Source organism: Pseudomonas sp. DWP2-2 (assembly GCF_049897065.1).
Lineage (GTDB): Bacteria > Pseudomonadota > Gammaproteobacteria > Pseudomonadales > Pseudomonadaceae > Aquipseudomonas > Aquipseudomonas paracarnis.
Map to the genome: position 1 here is coordinate 152,127 of NZ_JAFCVN010000004.1, position 16,643 is coordinate 168,769.

The following is a 16,643-nucleotide window of genomic DNA, read 5'->3' on the forward strand; positions in this document are numbered from 1 at the left end:
ATTTGAAGGGGTTTGAGCAACCATTATCTGTATGGATGTACAGCAATTTGTGTGGGTGCCATACGCCGCTGTAGGAGCGAGCTTGCTCGCGAAGGTCGTTAACGATGACGCGGGGCGCCTGGTGCCCCGCGTTGCTCTCAGGTTCTTCGCGAGCAAGCTCGCTCCTACAGGGCAGAGGTATCAGTTGTTTTCGATATCCACATGCCGGGTTTCCTTGAGGCAGAACAACCCGACGATCAGGCTCACGCCCGTCACCACCACCGGGTACCACAACCCATAGAAGATATCGCCGGTGTACACCACCAAGGCAAACGACACCGTCGGCAGAAACCCGCCAAACCAGCCGTTACCGATGTGGTAGGGCAGGGACATCGAGGTGTAGCGGATGCGCGTCGGAAACAGCTCAACCATCAGCGCTGCCAACGGCCCGTAGCACATAGCAGCGATGAAGATCAGCACCACGATCAGCACCACCACCATCAGCTTGTTGACTTGGGCCACATCTGCCGAAGACGGGTAACCGGCCAGGGCCACGGCGCCACGCAGGGCCGCTTCATCAAAGCCGTCGATACGCACATCGCCCACGCTCACTTGCACCGGGCTGCCCGCAGGGGCGGCGGCGCTGCTGTAGGGCAGACCCTGTTTGACCAGGAAGGTCTTGACCTTGTCGCACGGGCTGTCAAAACGGGCCTTGCCCACCGGGTCGAACTGGAAGGTGCAGGTGGCCGGGTCGGCCAGTACGGTGATCGGCGCCTGTCGGCTGGCCTGGTCCATTGCCGGGTTGGTGTAGTGCGCCAGGCCCTTGAAGATCGGGAAGTACAGGGCGGTCGCCAGCAGCAGGCCGAGCATCAGCACTGGCTTGCGCCCGACCTTGTCCGACAGCCAGCCAAACAGGATAAAGAACGGCGCGCCAATTACCACGCTGATGATCAACAGCATATTGGCCAGGGCCGGGTCCATGCGCAGGAATTGGGTGAGGAAGAACAGCACATAAAACTGCGCCGCGTAGAAGGTCACCGCCTGCCCGCCGTTGATACTGAACAGCGCGATCAGCACCACCTTGAGGTTTTCCCATTTGCCGAAGGACTCGCGAATCGGCGCCTTGCAGGCCTTGCCTTCCTCTTTCATCTTCAAGAAAGCGGGCGATTCGTGCAGGCTCATGCGGATCCAGGTCGAGATGCCCAGCAGCACGATGGAAAACAAGAACGGAATGCGCCAGCCCCACACTTCGAACTGATCGCCGGTGAAGTAACGGCAGGCCAGCACCACCAGCAGCGACAGCAGCAGGCCGAGGGTGGCGGTGGATTGAATCCAGCTGGTGTGCAGGCCGCGCTTGCCCGGTGGCGCATGCTCGGCCACGTAGGTGGCGGCGCCACCGTACTCACCGCCCAGCGCCAGGCCCTGCAGCATGCGCAGCACAATGAGGATGATCGGCGCAGCAATGCCGATGCTGGCGTAGGTCGGCAGCAACCCGACGCAGAAGGTTGCCACGCCCATCAGGATGATGGTCACGAGGAAGGTGTATTTACGCCCGATCATATCGCCCAGGCGGCCGAACACCAGCGCACCGAATGGCCGCACTACAAAGCCTGCGGCAAAGGCCATCAAGGCAAAGATAAACGCCGTGGTGTCGTTGACCCCGGCAAAGAACTGCTTGCTGATCACCGCCGCCAGGGCGCCGTAGAGGAAAAAGTCATACCACTCGAACACCGTCCCCAAAGAGGAGGCGAAGATGACCTTTCTTGATTCGTTGGCGGTACTTGCACTGGCCGCCGAGCCCAGGGGTTGAGCATGTTCTGACATCGGGTGTCCCTCACAGTGATTATTTATTGTTGTTCCACTGTCGGCGCTGACCTCGGCGCCGCTATTTTTTCAACGTCTTCAATATCGTTAATGATTACGCGGGGTGCCTTGTAGTGCGCGGTGCCGTTGGGTTTTTCGCGAGCAAGCTCGCTCCTACAGTGTTTGGGGACAGGATCAGCTGCGCGGCCTTCTCCGCGATCATCAGCGTGGGTGAGCAGGTATTGCCGGAGGTGATGCGCGGCATGATCGACGCATCCGCAATGCGCAGGCCGGGAATGCCGTGTACGCGCAGCTGGCTGTCGACCACGGCGTCTTTGTCATCGCCCATGCGGCAGGTGCCCACCGGATGGAAAATCGTGGTACCGATCCGTGCAGCGGCCTCGTGCAGTTGTTCTTCAGTTTGCAGGGCTTCGCCGGGCAGGTATTCCACCGGTTTGAACTGGCTCAGGGCCGGAGCGGCGACGATGCGCCGGGTCAGGCGAATAGCGTCGGCGGCCACGCGCAAGTCTTCGGGGTGGCTGAGGTAATTAGGCTGTATCAGCGGCGCATCCGCCGGGTTGGTCGAACGGATATCCACCCGGCCGCGACTTTGCGGGCGCAGGTCGCAGACCGATGCGGTAAACGCCGGGAAGCCGTGCAACGGTTCGCCAAAGCGTTCCAGGGACAGTGGCTGCACATGGTATTGCAGGTTGGCCGAGGTCTGCTCCGGGCCGGAGCGGGCAAACGCGCCAAGCTGGCTGGGCGCCATCGACAGCGGGCCGCTGCGGTCGTACAGGTAGCGCAGGCCCATGCCCATCTTGCCCCACAATGTGCCGGCGATCTGGTTCAGGGTGCGGGCATTTTCCAGCTTGTAGATCAGGCGCAGTTGCAGGTGATCTTGCAGGTTGCCGCCAACGCCTGGCAGCTCGTGCACCACGTTGATACCCAGCGGCTTGAGCACATGGGAAGGGCCGATCCCTGAGCGTTGCAGAATGCCCGGCGAACCCACCGAGCCGGCGCACAGTACGATCTCTTTGCGCGCCTTCCAGCTCAGTGCCTGGCCGTGTTGGCGTCCCAGTACCTGCGAGGCACGACCGTTTTCCAGTAGCACACGCTCAACCTCTACCTCAGTCAGCACGGTGAGGTTGGGGCGCTGGCGGATCGGCTTGAGGAACGCCTTGGCCGCATTCCAGCGCACACCGGCTTTCTGGTTGACCTGGAAGTAACCGCAGCCCTCGTTGTCGCCCTGGTTGAAGTCATTGATATTGGCGATGCCGCTTTGGGCAGCCGCTTCACGAAACGCATCGAGGATCGGCCACGACAGGCGCTGTTGCTCGACGCGCCACTCACCGCCCTCGTTGTGGAATTCAGAGCCGCCGGCAAAATGGTTTTCGCTCTGTTTGAACAGCGGCAGTACGTCTTTCCAAGCCCAGCCCGCGTTGCCCGCCGCCGCCCAGCCATCGTAGTCCTGGGCCTGGCCACGCATGTAGATCATGCCGTTGATGGACGAGCAGCCGCCCAGCACTTTGCCCCGTGGGTAACTCAAGGCGCGCCCCTGCAGGCCGGCTTGAGGTTGGGTCTTGAAGCACCAGTCGGTGCGTGGGTTGCCGATGCAGAACAGATAGCCGACGGGGATATGGATCCAGGGGTAGTTGTCGCGGCCACCGGCTTCCAGCAGCAGGACACGGTGAGCCGGGTTGACGGACAGACGATTGGCCAGCAGGCATCCGGCAGGGCCGGCGCCGACGACGATGTAATCGTATTCAGCAGTTGCATTGGGCATCTGGGGTCTCGCTTGTTTTTCTTATTGGGCCCATCCTAGTTGTTAGTTTTCGTCTTAAAAATGTTAGTTTTTACCCACCCGCTGTGCGTTTTTAAACAACGCCGGCGGGCCCAGGCTCTGGAGGCGATATGTTCGACTGGAATGACCTGCGGTTTTTTCTCGAGTTGCAGCGCAGTGGCCGCCTGCTCACCGCCGCCCAACGCCTGAAAACCACGCATGCCACCGTGGCGCGGCACATCGACGCCATCGAGAAAAGCCTCGGCACGGCGCTGTTCGTGCAGCACGCCCAGGGCTATGAACTGACGCCTGCCGGCGAAGCATTGCTCAAACATGCCGAAGCTATGGAAAACGTGGCACTGCTGGCCGAAGACGAGCTCACCCACTCTGCGGCGCCCCTGGGCAAGATTCGCCTTGGTGTAGCCGAAGGGCTGGGCGTGATGTTTCTGGCCGCACGCATGGGCGGGTTGTTTGAACGCTATCCAGGTTTGGAGGTGGAGCTGGTCGCGGTGCCGCGTTTCGTCAGCATCCTCAATCGCGAAGCGGAGATCAGCATTCACTTGGAACGCCCCAGCGCCGATCAACTGGTGACGCGCAAACTCACCGATTATCGTCTGGCGCTGTACGCCAGCCGTGCCTACCTGGCGCGTAACCCGCCCATCGAAAAACGTGAAGACCTCTCTGCCCATGCCTGGATCGATTATGTCGATGACCTGCTGTTCAGCCAGGAATTGAAGTTCCTCAACAGCTTCTGCCGTAGCCCCCGGGTGGTGTTCCACAGCACCAGCGTGATCGCCCAGCACCAGGCGGCGCGTTCGGGGTTGGGCATTGCGGTGTTGCCATGTTTCATGGCGGCTGGGGATGGAGAGTTGGTGCCGTTGCTACCGGCGGAGGGTATCCAGCGCAGCTATTGGATCAGTTCGCGCCGGGAGCTGCACAAGTCGGTGCGGTTGCGGGTGTTGTGGGATTATGTGGTGGAGCTGTGCGCAAGGGAGCAGGGCTTGTTGCTCGGCGAATCCCGCTGACACACACGGATTAAAATGTGGGAGCTGGCTTGCCTGCGATGGCGGTGTGTCAGTCACCGATGGGCAAGCTGACTGGCCGTCATCGCAGGCAAGCCAGCTCCCACATTTGGATCGTGGTGTGTCAGGGACAGTCTAGAGCTTTACTACCTGATGCACCTGCTCGGCACAGGCCCGGGCCTCTTCAATCATCTTTCCGAACGCATCGCTGGTGACTTCGGCATGGGTCAGCCAGCGCTTTTTCTGGCTCAGGCGATAGTGATAGCGCAGCGAGCCGTCCTCCAGTTTTCCGTCCAGGTAGAGGTCGTACCAGGGCGAGCGTACCTTGCAGCCGGGGATGGCTTTTTCCATCTTCCCGCCTGCCAGGGTGTAGGTGTAGTCATAGGTTTCAGGATTGCCCAGGTAAAGGTCGGCCTGTTGCCCCTGGCGGCGATAGTTGATGTAGCCCTCCCAGCGGTCTTTCAAGGACGGGTCGGTGTAGACATAGTCATTGGCCAGTTTTTCCAGGGCGCGCTGATCGTTCATGCGGGCGGTGACGCTGTAGCCGTCATGTACCACAAAGCGGGTGGGTTCGCGGGTGATCTGGCAGTCGCTGATATCGTTGCCGAAGTTGGCGCAGATGTTCTGGTCGGTGGCGGTGGTGCCTTGCTGGCGGTCTGCGACGCTCAGTTGCATCAGCGGCAGGCGGCTGAAGGTAATAGTCGCCTTGACCGCGCCATCTCCCTCTTTGCCGTACTGCACCTGTTTGTCCAGGCGTATCGAGACTTCGGGGCGCTCCAGTGGGATGTGTTCTTCGCGCACCTGGCCCTGCGCATCGTTGACCAACACCCAGCGGTCCTGAATATCGGGCATGGTCTGGCCAGGGGCGAAGACCGGGTTGGTCGGGTCAAGCCACCACACCTGGCCATTCACTTCGGCACGCACGATGGCGTGGTTCGGCGCCTGGGTGCCAGGAATCAGCAGGGCATCGACCACGTCGCCACGGCTGACCCACGCGGTCTCAGCCTTGATGCCACTGGCTTTGAGCATGGCCGTCAGCAGCGTCGCCAGGTCCTTGCAGTCGCCGTAGCCGTGCTGCTCGATTTCCGCCAGGCTGAACGGCACATAGCCGCGCTCGGTCGCGCGCCAGTCACCCAGGTAGCGGTAGTGATCATTGATGTGCTGCATCATTGCCGCGACTTGCTCAGCTGGCGCCAGGCTGCGTGCGGCGGCCACGGCGGCGGCGGCTTGCGCCGGCAGGGTGGCGCCGAGGATCTGGTTGTAACGCTGGGCGAAATCACCGAAGTACGCCTGGCGGTCCACGGCGCTCCCCACTTCCAGGCGTGGGACGCGCAGTAGTGCGGCGGCGGAGGATTCATTGATGTAGTTGAGGTAGGTCGGGGCTTTTTGCACCACATCCAGGGTCTTGCCGTTGCTCGAAGGCGTTACCTTGAAACCGTCGAACAATTCACTTCGCCACTGGATCGGCCGTTCGGCGGTAAAGCGCGCCTTGAAGCGATCGCGGCGGGCTGAGCTGGGCCCGAATTTGAGCACATAGTGGAACTGGGTCATCAGCGGTTTGGCCGGGTAATGCTGGCGTACCGTGTAGCGGATCTGCGTGCCCACGCGCAGGTTGGGGAAGGCCAGGGAGGTTTGCTTGTCGCGGCTGAAGCCTTGGTCCGGGTTGGGTGCGCTGCGGGTATCGATTTGCGTGGCGGCCAGGGCGACGGGCTTGGCGCCAGGCTGGGTGGATTGAGCGCTGACCACTTCAAAGGTGTCGGCTTCGGAGTAGTCGAAGTCGATGCGCGAAAGCATTTCGCGGCCGTTGGCCTTGAGGATCGTGTAGCGGTAAGTGGTGGTGCAGTCTGTGCTGGCGTCGCGGTTGAAGTGGCAGTGCAGCTCGGTGTCACTGGCCAGCGGGGCTTCGGCTATGGGTTGCAGGGCTGCGCTGACGGAATGGGAAACCAGCCCCAGGCTGATGGCAATCAAAGGGCGGTGAAACGAAAAACGGTACATGGGCGCCTCGGGTGACACATTGAAACAGCTACCCGGCGGGTAGCGAGAAGGCGCCGGATGATAATGGATCTCAACGGCAAAGGCCAGGATTGTTCGACAATTTATCGGGCTGAAAGGCCCGTGCTAGAGCCTTTTGTTTGATTTGTGTCAAGGTTTCAGCAGTTCGAACTCTGCACTGGCCAGGCGTTCACCGTTGATCAAAACATGTATCCGATGCGTGCCGGGGTAGTGCTTGCGCGTGGTCAATTCGCGGATGTGCTGCTCGCGGTTGATGGTCTGCCGTTCGCCGGCGCCCAAGGTAAAAGCCTTGAGCTTGAACACTTTGGATGCGCTGTGGCCAGCGCTTTTTACGTAGTCGATGGCGTAGTCCACCACCAGTTTTTGCGCGTGGTTGGCGGTGGATTCCAGCTGGAATGACAGATTGATCCGCTCGCCCAATCGGATCACGGCGGGGGTGACGCTCAGTCCACGGATCGTCACCTCAGCCTTGGCTCCGGCCCCCATGATCGTCAGCGCGCGGGTGTCGCCTTGCTTGATCAAGCTGCGCAACGCATGGCGAGCGATCCAGGCGGTGTGGGCGTTGGCCAGGTTCCAGCCTTCGATCACGTTGAGCACCCAGTCGGGGTGGTCCTTGGTGATGTCATTGAGGTGGTTGGCCACCGACTTGCGCACATAGAGGCTGCTGTCGGCCCTGAGGTTATCCAGGATCGACGCACATATCTTGGGGTTGGCCTGCACGTTGGCGAGGCGAAACGACCAAGGCAGGCGAGGGCGTGAGCCTTCACTGGCCAGGCGGCGTACGTGTTCGTTGCCATCCAGCGACCATTGCTGCATCACTGCCAAGGTGCGCTCGAAGTCGTGCAGTAAGAAGTGGCGAATGGCGAACTCGGCCGAACCAAAGGTGGTGAAAAACTTCAGCGCGGCCATTGAACGTTTGAAATCACCCAGGCCATAACTCGCCACGTAATGCGCCAGGAACAGGCTGACAAAGCCGCTGTTGATGCGCGGTGCCAGAGCGTAAAGCAGCTTGAGGGTTTGCGCATAATCCAGCGGGATCACCGCGTGCAGGCTCTCGCTGACCCGGGCCATGCGTTGCATCACCGATAACTCGGCCAGCCCGACGCAAGCGTGCTGGAGAAAACCCTTGGCGTCGAACGCCGGGTACACCACAGTCATTTCGGTGGCGATGTGTTGCAGGCGTTCGATGTTGAAGATTTCCTTGAGGGCCGGGGCGGCTTGGTCGCTCATCTGCATTTCCATGGTGGGGTCAGAGAAACCAGCGATATTCTCGCGCATGGATCTCTTGTTGAAAGGCCAGGTGATCCTGGCGTTTGTTCTCGCAATACACTTCGACAAATTCCGCGCCCAGCTTGTCGCGCAGTATTGGTTGCTGCTGCATGGCACGCACGGCGTCGAGCATTTCCACCGGGAAATCGGTGCCGCTGTTGCGGTCTTCGTTCAATGGCGCGATGGGTTCGCGCTTGGCCTCAAGCCCGTGCTCCAGGCCCACCAGGATTGCCGCCAGCACCAGGTAAGGGTTGGCATCGGCGCTGGCCAGGCGGTGCTCGATCCGCAGGTTGCGCGGGTCGGACTCGGGGATGCGCACACAGGCATCGCGGTCTTCAAAGCCCCAGCTCGCCCGCGTCGCAGCGTTGACCGTGCCGCCCAGGCGACGGAAGGCGTTGTGGTTGGGCGAGAAGATCGGCATGCAGTGGGGCAGCAATTCCAGGCAACCGGCTACGGCGTGGCGCAATGGCTGCTGCTGATGGGCCGCTAGCAAGTTATTGCCCGCTGCGTCGTAAAGGCTGACATGCACGTGCATGCCGCTGCCGGGAAATTGCAGATAGGGTTTGGCCATGAAGCTGGCGCGGTAACCATGCTTGAGCGCAACGCCACGGGTGCTGCGGCAGAACAGGGCGGCCCAGTCGGCGGCGCGCAGGCCGTCATCGCAGTGGCCGAAGTTGATCTCGAACTGGCCGGGGCCGATCTCGGCGGTGATCACCGTGATGTCGATGCCTTGGTCCTTGGCGGTTTGCGCCATGTCGTCGAGCACGTCGCTGAAACGCGACAGCCGTTCGATATGCAGGTTGGGCTGGTCGTCGGCATCCCCACTGAGCGGGTCGCGGGCGAATTGCGGCAGGCCGTTTTCCAGCTGTTTATCGAACAGGTAGAACTCCAGCTCAAACGCCACCACGGGATGAATGCCCTGATGCTGCAAGCGTTCCAGGACCTTGGCCAGGACTTCGCGGGGTTCGAACTCGATGGGCGCTTCGGTGCCGTCCGAGGTGATGAGCATTTGCCCCAATGGCTGCGACTCCCAGTTCACCGGTTTGAGCGTGCCGGGCACCAATCGGCGATTGGCGTCCGGGTCGCCATCGTTGAAGCAGTAGTCGCCAATCTTGAACAACCCCCCCTGGACCCCCAGCAATACCGCATTCTGCGGCAGCTTCAGCGGGCTGCCGGCGGCGACTTTTTCAAGCATCTCCACGGGGTAGCGCTTGCCGTAGAAATGCCCGGGAATGTCTAGGGCGATCAGGTCGACATAGCGCACGTCGGGGTGGTTCTGGCGAAAGCTACGTACTTCGGCCAGCAACGTGGAGGAATGGCTTTTCACGGGTGCAGCTCCTAGTTGTAAACCCACAAGACGCGGGCGGGCAGGTCGGTCAGGTTGGCGTAGCGGCAGTGGGCGAAACTGGCGAGGTGGAAACTGTCGCCGGGGCTGAGGGTGACTGGCGCGGCTTCGTCATCCACCCACAGGGTCAACTCGCCTTCGAGCACAAATCCGGCCTGTTCGGCACGGTCGCTCATGCTCTGTTCGCCGCTGTTGGCACCGGGGGCCAACAGGCTGTCAAGCATCGAGAACGCACCGTTCATGCTCGGCGACACCAGGATGTCGGTGATGCCATTGGCGTAATACACCGTGCGCCGCTCGTTGGGGCGTGTGACCCAATCCACCGCCTTGGGTTTGGGCAGGCTGTAGAAATAGGTGGTGGGCACATCGAGGGCGTGGCTGATGGCGGTTAAATCGGCCACGGTCGGGCGCGACAGGCCACGTTCGACCTGGGACAGAAACCCCACCGACCGTTCGATTTTTTGCGCAAGTTGGGCCAGGGTGAGCTTCTTGTGCTTGCGCAGGTCGTGGATCAGCGCCGCGAGGGTGGCGAGTTCTTCTTGAGGGGTCATGAAATTTAATTCGAATAATTTCATGAAAAATTACACGATTATTTTCACGCTCGCAAACCCTATGCACAAACCCTTGTGGCGAGGGAGCTTGCTCCCGCTGGGCAGCGAAGCGGCCCCAACCCATTCACCGCATGCGTTCAGTGGATGCGCGGTGTGGCTTTTTGGGGCTGCTGCGCAGCCCAGCGGGAGCAAGCTCCCTCGCCACAGAGGATTGGGAAATATGGGGAAACTGTATTGGGCAGGGACATCTCAGGTGCCTGCTAGGTTGAATGGACCATTCAACCATTCAGGGGAGCAAAGGATTGCTTCACAAGCCCAACTCTCATTTGTTGCGACGTGGCCGTTATTCAGAACCTGGTCGAGCTTATTTGGTGACTGCCGTGGTTTATCAACGTCGCCCGGTATTTGCCGATCTTTACCTGGGGCGGCTATTGGTTGCCGAGCTCAAACGAGCCCATGACCTTGGACTGGTCAACTCGCTGGCTTGGGTCATTATGCCGGACCACCTTCACTGGTTATTTGAATTGCGAGGCGCGACGCTGCCTGAAGTGATGAAACGGGTGAAGTCGCGCAGCACACTGACCATCAACCGAGCCCGTCGCACGCACGGTGCTTTTTGGCAGTACGGCTATCATGATCGTGCGGTGCGGGCCGATGAAGACCTTATCAAGGCTGCTCGCTACATCATCGCCAACCCACTGCGAGCCGGACTGGTCGAGCATGTTGGCGACTACTCGCTCTGGGACGCCGCCTGGCTATAACGGTGTACCCCCCTGTGGCGAGGGAGCTTGCTCCCGCTGGGCCGCGAAGCTGCCCCAAAAAGCCCGACCGCGTACCCACTGAAAACATGCGGTGAATGGATTGGGGCCGCTGCGCATCCCGGCGGGAGCAATCTCTGGCCACAGGGAAATACGGCTGAATGATTACGCGCCGCCGCGGTCGGAATCTGGGTACGCACCATTAATTGAAGGAGCACCCCATGAAGTCGAAAACCTTAGCCGCTTGCCTGCTGGTCGCTGCCAGCTTTTCCTCCGTCAGCGCTGTAGTGCAGGCCGGCGATACCCCTCAGGAAACCGTGCAACCTTCAAACATCAACGCTCGTGATTTGAAAGAAGGCGACCGCGCTCCGGATATCCTGATGCGCAAGGAGTCGGCCATCAGCGATTGGAAAAAGCGCGGCCTGAAGCAGCCCGAAGAAGAAAGCCAGTGGGCGCGCGTAGGCGACAAGTACGTCCTGCTCAAGACCACCAACGGCACCATCCTCGAGATTACGCCAGTCAAGAAATAATCCCGCCGGGGCATCTGCTCGTTTCATGTTTCTTGCGTTAAGGTAACCGACCGCAATGGTCGCGTTACCTTTGAAGAACGAGAGCAGGATGCTTGCCACCATCAGAAACTACCCCCGCACCGTGAACCTGTTGCTGTGCGCCACGTTGCTGCTTACGCTGGCCAAGGCCATCACTTTTCCTTATCTCGTGATCTACCTCACCAGCCATTTCGCCTTGGACATTACCCAGGTCGGCCTGGTAATCGGCAGTTCGCTGATCGTCGGTTCGCTACTCAGTGTCTACGGTGGTTTCCTGGTCGACCGCATCAATAGCTATCGCCTGTTGCTCGGCTTGAGCCTGGTGTTTGTGCTGGGGTTTATCGGCACGGTGCTGGCGCAAAATATCTGGTCGTTCTATGGCTACCTGATCCTGATCAACCTGGCCTACGCCGTCATCGATATTGCGGTGAAAGCCGGCTTCGCCAGCCTGCTGCCCGAAGACGCGCGCAGCGAAGTGTTTTCCATCAAATACACGCTTACCAATATCGGCTATGCCGTGGGGCCGTTCTTTGGCGCGATGGTGGCCAAGCTGGATATCAGCCTGCCGTTTATTCTGTCGGCGCTGTTGGGGCTGGGGTTTTTTCTGCTGTACGGGCGCTGGGGTGACCGTAACTTGGCCACGGTGGACGCCACGCAAAAGCCGCTGCCGTTCCTTGCCGTCGCCCGCGTTTTGCTGCAGGACCGTCGCCTGGTGTGCTTCACCCTCGGCGGTTTACTCAGCGCGGTGGTGTTCGGCCAGTTCACGGCCTATCTGTCGCAATACCTGGTGACCACCACGACCGCCGAATACACCTACACGGTGATCAGCGCGGTGCTGACCACCAACGCCGTGCTAGTGATTGCCTTGCAGTACTTGATTGGCCGGCGCATCTCGCACCGTTACCTGAGCCAGTGGCTGATCGCTGGCTTGAGCATGTTCATGCTGGGGTTGATTGGCTTCGGGCTGTCCACCAGCGTGGTGGGCTGGGTGCTGGCGATGGCGGTGTTCACCGTCGGGGAGATCATCGTGTTTCCGGCCGAATACATGTTTATCGACCGAATTGCCCCAGACCACCTGCGGGGCATGTATTACGGGGCGCAAAACCTGTCCAACCTCGGTGCGGCGCTGGGGCCGGTGCTGTGTGGGCTGGTGTTGGCCAGCCTGCCGGCCCATTACATGTTCTACATGCTGGGGGCGTTTATCGTTGCCGGCGGGGTGTTTTATTTCATGGGAGCGGCGATAAAGGCAAATCATCCAGCGTGAGCTTGCCGACGTTGTTGCTTTGCAGCTCGTAGCGCAACTCATCCACCATTTTCGCTACTTCCTGCGGGGTCTGCAGGCGGTTGGTGCTGATGCCGGTAACCACCAGGTCGACGCGGCCGGTCTCGGCATCGTAGACCTTGAGGGTCAAGGACGCGTCCCGGCACAGGGTGAATTCGCACGTCAGCGGTGACAGGCCTTCTTCGATGCAGTTGCGCAGCTGAGAGAGGGTAAACATGCGGGTTCCTTCTAGGCATAAATACGATCCCTTGAAGGTTATTGCTTGCACCGCCGCTCAATAAGGCGAATTCGCACTAGTCGCACTAGTGCATTTGCAGGGTCAGGGTTTGTTTTTCAGGCGCAAATCGCTGGCAAACAGCCCGCGTTCACGGGCCCAGACGATCGCTGCACTACGGCTGTGCACCCCCAGCTTGGAATACACCGTGGCCACATGGTTGCGCACGGTGTTGGGCGCCAGTTTCAGGCGCGAGGCGATTTCTTTGTCCGCCAAGCCCTCGCAGATCAGGCCCAATACATCGCGCTCGCGGGCGGTTAGGTCGGTGAAGGAAACATTCGGCAGGTTGGGGCTGTTGACGCTCTTGGCGTTGGCCAGCTTCTCGATCAGGGTCTGGCTGAACCAGGACGCGTCCTGCATGACTTCCTCAATGGCCGCCACCAGTTCCAGCTCCGAGCGTTTGCGCTCGGTGATGTTCATCAGCACCATCAGGTAGCAGGGCACGTCCTGGATAATCACGGTGTCGGCGGATACCACGCAGTCGATCACCTCGTTGCCTTTCTTGCGCACCTTGAGGTCCTGGCCTTCAAGGTTGCCGGCTTTTTCCAGGGTGGCGAACAACTGCGCGCCGGCCTGGGGGCTGTCGATGAAGTTGATGTCTTCGATGGATTTGCCGATCAATTCCTCGCTGATGTAGCCGGTGATGCTCATGAAGGCTTCGTTGATGTCTACCACCTGGCGGTTGTCGGCACTGCATACCAGGGTCGGCACGGGCGTCAGGCGGAAGGATTTGGCGAAGCGTTCTTCGCTCTGGCGCAGGGCGATCTCGGCTTTGCGCCGAGGCTCCAGGTCGGTGAAGGAAAACAGCATGCAGTCTTCCTCGTTCATGTCCAACGGTTGGCCGGCGACGATCACCAGTTTGCTGCCACCTTCGGGCAGTCTCAGTTCGGCCTGCATCTGCGGGATGGTCGCGCCTTCGCCCAGGCGCTGGATCGCCAGGTCCTTGCGCTCGGCCTGTTCCAGCACATCCAGTTCATACACAGATTTGCCGATGACCTGGTCGCGGTTGTAGCCGGTCATCTCCAGAAAACCCTGGTTGACCTTGATGTAGCGCAGGTCGCTGAGGCGACAGATCACCGCGGGCGCCGGGTTGGCGTTGAAGGTTTTCTCAAAGCGTTGCTCGGCGCTGGCCCATTCGGTGGCGTCGCTGAGGATCAGTACCAGCAACTCAGGTTCACCCTGGGCATCGGTCAGCACCAGGCTGCGCAGGCGATGTACCCAACTGCGGTGTTCGTCGTCGGCGGGTGTGACTTCCACCACCACATCGCTGAACTCTTCGCCGGCAGCCACGCGGCTGAGGGGGTAGCTGTCCAGTGGCAAGGGATGGTTGTTGCGATAGCGCAGGGCAAAGCGTTTGGCGTACGCCTCGGTATTGGCGCCCAGTTCCTTGACCTCGCTGACCCCATGCATGGTCAACGCCGCTTCATTGGCCCAGAGAATGGTCTGGTCGACCTCGGCCAGAATCACACCGTCGGACAGCCCGGAGATGATGGTTTGCAGTTGGCGGCGGTTGGTTTCTTTGGCGAGAACATCCTGGGTCATAACGTCTCCGATTAGGGCAGGGCAAGGCACATTGGGTTACGACATCCTGGCTTCAGGATAGTGCAGAGTAATTACCCACGGGGCAGTGCGAATGCACCAGACCACCTGGTGCATATGGGCCAGGACTGAACGTATGTCGTTTCGCCACACTCACACCCATCAAGGCACATTGCCTTGCTCCTCAATTTGAAAAGGACCTTTGTATGACCACTGTCTATGAAACCAATCGATCGCTGTTTCGAGTGTCGTGGAGCTCGGTATTGGCCGGTAGTGCAATCGCACTGGTCACCTACCTGGTCTTGAGTGTGTTGGGCACCGCCATTGGCGCCAGTGCCGTTGACCCGATGGAAGCGGGCAACCCGTTGAGCGGTTTTGGCACGGGTGCGGGTATCTGGTTGTTTGTATCGACTCTGGTCGCCATCGCGTTCGGCGCGTTCGTGGCCGGCCGCACCGCGCCGGATCGTGGCGGCCTGCATGGGGTGCTGACCTGGACCTTGACCACCTTGCTCACCACTTGGCTGTTGGCGGGCCTGGCTTCCAGCGTGGTCGGTACGGCCGGCAACGTGGTGGGTAAAGGTCTGTCTGCTGCGGGCAGTGGCATTGCTGCCGCCGCGCCGGGGATTGGCAATAGCATCAAGCAACAGTTGAACGAGCAGGGCATCGAGTTGGACTGGAACAGCCTGCAAGGCCAACTGGATACCTTGCTCAAGCAGAGCGGCAAGGCTGAACTGGACCCTGCCAATGTCGAGCAGAAAGCCGATCAGGCAGCTGTCGATGGCAAGCAGTCGGCTACCGATGCAGCGACCAATCCTGCCCAGGCCGGTGATGAGCTCAAGCAATGGTTCGAACGTGTGAAAGCGTCCGGCGAGCCAGCATTGAATGCAGCGGATAAAGAGGCGCTGGTCAACATCGTCGCGGCCCGCACTGGCAAGAGCAAAGAAGAAGCCACGCAGATCGTCGACAACTATGCCCAGGCTTATCAGCAAGCCATGCAAAAGGTTGATGAGCTGAAAAAGCAGGCTGAACAGAAAGCCCGTGAAGCCGGTGAAGTCGCTGCCAAGCAACTGTCCCGCGCGGCCTGGAGCACCTTGGCCATGCTGCTGTTGGGTGCGGCGTTGAGCTTCTTTATTGGTCGTATCGCGCTGACTACCCGTCGCGTGCCTTTGGCTTAAAGATGTCTGCGGCAAGGACGCCGCCGGTGTGAAGGGGTAAAATGCTGGCATTTTACCCTTATCCCACAAAGGTGACCCTTGAGCGCAGGCAAAGCCGTCGGACTGTTATTACTCACTTCCCTGTTGGCGGCGTGCGGCACCTCGCCGCCACGCACGCCCAACGACCTCTGCGGTATCTTCCGCGAAAAAGACGACTGGTACGACGCCGCCAAGGTCACGCAAAAGCGCTGGGGCGTACCGATCCAGGTGCCGTTTGCCATCATGTATCAGGAGTCGGGCTTTCGCCACGACGCCAAGACCCCGCGTAAATACCTGCTGTGGATCATCCCATGGGGCCGCGTCTCCACCGCTTCCGGCTATGCCCAGGCCAAGGATGAAGTATGGAACGACTACCGCAAAGCCACCGGCCGCAGCGGCGCTGATCGCGAAGACTTCGACGACGCGATCGACTTTATCGGCTGGTACATGGACAAGACCTACACCATCAACGGCGTCTACAAATACGATGCCTACGGCCAGTACCTGAACTACCACGAAGGCTGGGGCGGCTACCGCCAGCGCACCTATGCCAGCAAAGCCTGGCTGCCGCCGGTAGCGAGCAAGGTACAGGCGCGTTCGCAGATGTATGCGCGCCAATATGCCGGGTGCAAGGATGAGTTGGGGCGCGGGTTCTGGAGCCGGTTCTGGCATTGGTTGTAAAGGGTCGACACGGCGACCTCTGAATGCATGCAGATTCAATGTGGGAGCTGGCTTGCCTGCGAAAGCGGTCGTGCAGTCACAGGTGCATTGACTGACACACCGCCTTCGCAGGCAAGCCAGCTCCCACATTGGATTCTGACGCGGCTGTATGCATTCCAGCGAACGGTCCACCATCACGTTGGCCATTTTCCTGCACTTGCCAAACCCCTCCGATTCTGGGAAAACCCCAGCCTTTGGCCCCTTCAATGAGAACCCCATGAGCAACGACGAACTACAGGTCACCGACATCCGCCTGGGCGACGGCAAAGCCGTGGTCAAAGGCGCGCTGATCACCACCCAATACACCGGCACCCTGGAAGATGGCACGGTGTTCGATTCCTCCTGGGAGCGGGGCAAACCGTTCCAGTGCGTGATCGGCACTGGCCGCGTGATCAAGGGGTGGGACCAGGGCTTGATGGGCATGCAGGTTGGCGGTGTACGCTCGTTGTATGTACCGGCGCACCTGGCCTATGGCGAGCGCTCGATGGGCGCGCATATCAAACCCAACAGTAATCTGCGCTTCGAAATTGAATTGCTGGAAGTGCTGACACGGGATGATTGAAGAGG

At 60.3% G+C, this 16,643-nt stretch carries 15 protein-coding genes; 7 read left to right on the forward strand and 8 right to left on the reverse strand.

Features of this window, described 5'->3' with window-relative positions; translation table 11 throughout:
- Positions 1-180: 180 nt before the first annotated feature.
- Positions 181-1,803: an MFS transporter gene (locus tag ACP7CZ_RS11060; RefSeq protein ID WP_054895765.1), complete on the reverse strand. Its 1,623-nt coding sequence runs from the start codon at positions 1,801-1,803 to the stop codon at positions 181-183.
- A gap of 94 nt (positions 1,804-1,897) precedes the next feature.
- On the reverse strand, positions 1,898-3,565 hold the full coding sequence (locus ACP7CZ_RS11065) for a GMC family oxidoreductase (protein WP_072448753.1): 1,668 nt from the start codon (positions 3,563-3,565) through the stop codon (positions 1,898-1,900).
- A 128-nt stretch (positions 3,566-3,693) separates the two neighbouring features.
- Here ACP7CZ_RS11065 and ACP7CZ_RS11070 point away from each other — a divergent pair, with 128 nt between their 5' ends.
- Complete coding sequence (locus ACP7CZ_RS11070) at positions 3,694-4,587, forward strand: LysR family transcriptional regulator (protein ID WP_034127066.1); 894 nt, start codon at positions 3,694-3,696, stop codon at positions 4,585-4,587.
- A gap of 132 nt (positions 4,588-4,719) precedes the next feature.
- Here ACP7CZ_RS11070 and ACP7CZ_RS11075 read toward each other — a convergent pair whose 3' ends face one another.
- The 4 genes from ACP7CZ_RS11075 to ACP7CZ_RS11090 all read right to left on the reverse strand — a co-directional run bounded on the left by ACP7CZ_RS11075 (position 4,720) and on the right by ACP7CZ_RS11090 (position 9,762).
- Positions 4,720-6,579 carry a DUF3857 domain-containing transglutaminase family protein gene (locus tag ACP7CZ_RS11075; RefSeq protein WP_198791583.1) on the reverse strand — a complete coding sequence of 620 codons (1,860 nt, stop codon included), beginning with the start codon at positions 6,577-6,579 and terminating at the stop codon, positions 4,720-4,722.
- A gap of 147 nt (positions 6,580-6,726) precedes the next feature.
- Positions 6,727-7,827, reverse strand: coding sequence for a DNA alkylation repair protein (locus ACP7CZ_RS11080; RefSeq protein ID WP_198791584.1), 1,101 nt, complete (start codon positions 7,825-7,827; stop codon positions 6,727-6,729).
- 19 nt (positions 7,828-7,846) lie between these two features.
- A complete protein-coding gene (locus ACP7CZ_RS11085) occupies positions 7,847-9,193 on the reverse strand; it encodes a glutamine synthetase family protein (protein WP_054895761.1) in 1,347 nt (448 codons plus the stop codon).
- 11 nt (positions 9,194-9,204) lie between these two features.
- Positions 9,205-9,762, reverse strand: coding sequence for a helix-turn-helix domain-containing protein (locus ACP7CZ_RS11090; protein WP_072448734.1), 558 nt, complete (start codon positions 9,760-9,762; stop codon positions 9,205-9,207).
- A gap of 269 nt (positions 9,763-10,031) precedes the next feature.
- Between ACP7CZ_RS11090 and ACP7CZ_RS11095 the strand changes: the two genes are divergently transcribed.
- The 3 genes from ACP7CZ_RS11095 to ACP7CZ_RS11105 all read left to right on the forward strand — a co-directional run bounded on the left by ACP7CZ_RS11095 (position 10,032) and on the right by ACP7CZ_RS11105 (position 12,332).
- Positions 10,032-10,523: an REP-associated tyrosine transposase gene (locus ACP7CZ_RS11095; RefSeq protein WP_233453222.1), complete on the forward strand. Its 492-nt coding sequence runs from the start codon at positions 10,032-10,034 to the stop codon at positions 10,521-10,523.
- Between the two features lie 218 nt (positions 10,524-10,741).
- The gene (locus ACP7CZ_RS11100; RefSeq protein ID WP_054895758.1) at positions 10,742-11,050 is read left to right on the forward strand and encodes an RcnB family protein; all 309 of its coding nucleotides are present in this window, start codon (positions 10,742-10,744) and stop codon (positions 11,048-11,050) included.
- Positions 11,051-11,138: 88 nt separating this feature from the next.
- The gene (locus ACP7CZ_RS11105; RefSeq protein WP_294204590.1) at positions 11,139-12,332 is read left to right on the forward strand and encodes an MFS transporter; all 1,194 of its coding nucleotides are present in this window, start codon (positions 11,139-11,141) and stop codon (positions 12,330-12,332) included.
- Here ACP7CZ_RS11105 and ACP7CZ_RS11110 read toward each other — a convergent pair.
- Both ACP7CZ_RS11110 and ACP7CZ_RS11115 read right to left on the reverse strand, forming a co-directional pair.
- On the reverse strand, positions 12,295-12,567 hold the full coding sequence (locus tag ACP7CZ_RS11110) for a DUF1652 domain-containing protein (RefSeq protein WP_003190355.1): 273 nt from the start codon (positions 12,565-12,567) through the stop codon (positions 12,295-12,297). The genes ACP7CZ_RS11105 and ACP7CZ_RS11110 overlap by 38 nt on opposite strands.
- Positions 12,568-12,669: 102 nt before the next feature.
- Positions 12,670-14,166, reverse strand: a complete 1,497-nt coding sequence (locus ACP7CZ_RS11115) for a helix-turn-helix transcriptional regulator (RefSeq protein ID WP_034127073.1) — start codon at positions 14,164-14,166, stop codon at positions 12,670-12,672.
- 203 nt (positions 14,167-14,369) lie between these two features.
- Between ACP7CZ_RS11115 and ACP7CZ_RS11120 the strand changes: the two genes are divergently transcribed.
- From ACP7CZ_RS11120 to ACP7CZ_RS11130, 3 genes are all read left to right on the forward strand, one after another.
- A complete protein-coding gene (locus ACP7CZ_RS11120) occupies positions 14,370-15,338 on the forward strand; it encodes a hypothetical protein (RefSeq protein ID WP_054895757.1) in 969 nt (322 codons plus the stop codon).
- Positions 15,339-15,416: 78 nt separating this feature from the next.
- Entirely contained in the window at positions 15,417-16,037 is a 621-nt protein-coding gene (locus tag ACP7CZ_RS11125; protein WP_034127075.1) for a lipoprotein, read from the forward strand.
- Between the two features lie 256 nt (positions 16,038-16,293).
- Complete coding sequence (locus tag ACP7CZ_RS11130) at positions 16,294-16,638, forward strand: FKBP-type peptidyl-prolyl cis-trans isomerase (protein WP_034127076.1); 345 nt, start codon at positions 16,294-16,296, stop codon at positions 16,636-16,638.
- Positions 16,639-16,643 lie beyond the last annotated feature (5 nt).

Excerpts from the sequence above, each read along its gene's own strand:
- ACP7CZ_RS11060 (WP_054895765.1), bottom strand. The coding sequence starts at position 1,803 with ATGTCAGAACATGCTCAACCCCTGGGCTCGGCGGCCAGTGCAAGTACC.
- ACP7CZ_RS11065 (WP_072448753.1), bottom strand. The coding sequence starts at position 3,565 with ATGCCCAATGCAACTGCTGAATACGATTACATCGTCGTCGGCGCCGGC.
- ACP7CZ_RS11070 (WP_034127066.1), top strand. The coding sequence starts at position 3,694 with ATGTTCGACTGGAATGACCTGCGGTTTTTTCTCGAGTTGCAGCGCAGT.
- ACP7CZ_RS11075 (WP_198791583.1), bottom strand. The coding sequence starts at position 6,579 with ATGTACCGTTTTTCGTTTCACCGCCCTTTGATTGCCATCAGCCTGGGG.
- ACP7CZ_RS11080 (WP_198791584.1), bottom strand. The coding sequence starts at position 7,827 with ATGAGCGACCAAGCCGCCCCGGCCCTCAAGGAAATCTTCAACATCGAA.
- ACP7CZ_RS11090 (WP_072448734.1), bottom strand. The coding sequence starts at position 9,762 with ATGACCCCTCAAGAAGAACTCGCCACCCTCGCGGCGCTGATCCACGAC.
- ACP7CZ_RS11095 (WP_233453222.1), top strand. The coding sequence starts at position 10,032 with ATGGACCATTCAACCATTCAGGGGAGCAAAGGATTGCTTCACAAGCCC.
- ACP7CZ_RS11100 (WP_054895758.1), top strand. The coding sequence starts at position 10,742 with ATGAAGTCGAAAACCTTAGCCGCTTGCCTGCTGGTCGCTGCCAGCTTT.
- ACP7CZ_RS11105 (WP_294204590.1), top strand. The coding sequence starts at position 11,139 with ATGCTTGCCACCATCAGAAACTACCCCCGCACCGTGAACCTGTTGCTG.
- ACP7CZ_RS11110 (WP_003190355.1), bottom strand. The coding sequence starts at position 12,567 with ATGTTTACCCTCTCTCAGCTGCGCAACTGCATCGAAGAAGGCCTGTCA.
- ACP7CZ_RS11115 (WP_034127073.1), bottom strand. The coding sequence starts at position 14,166 with ATGACCCAGGATGTTCTCGCCAAAGAAACCAACCGCCGCCAACTGCAA.
- ACP7CZ_RS11120 (WP_054895757.1), top strand. The coding sequence starts at position 14,370 with ATGACCACTGTCTATGAAACCAATCGATCGCTGTTTCGAGTGTCGTGG.
- ACP7CZ_RS11130 (WP_034127076.1), top strand. The coding sequence starts at position 16,294 with ATGAGCAACGACGAACTACAGGTCACCGACATCCGCCTGGGCGACGGC.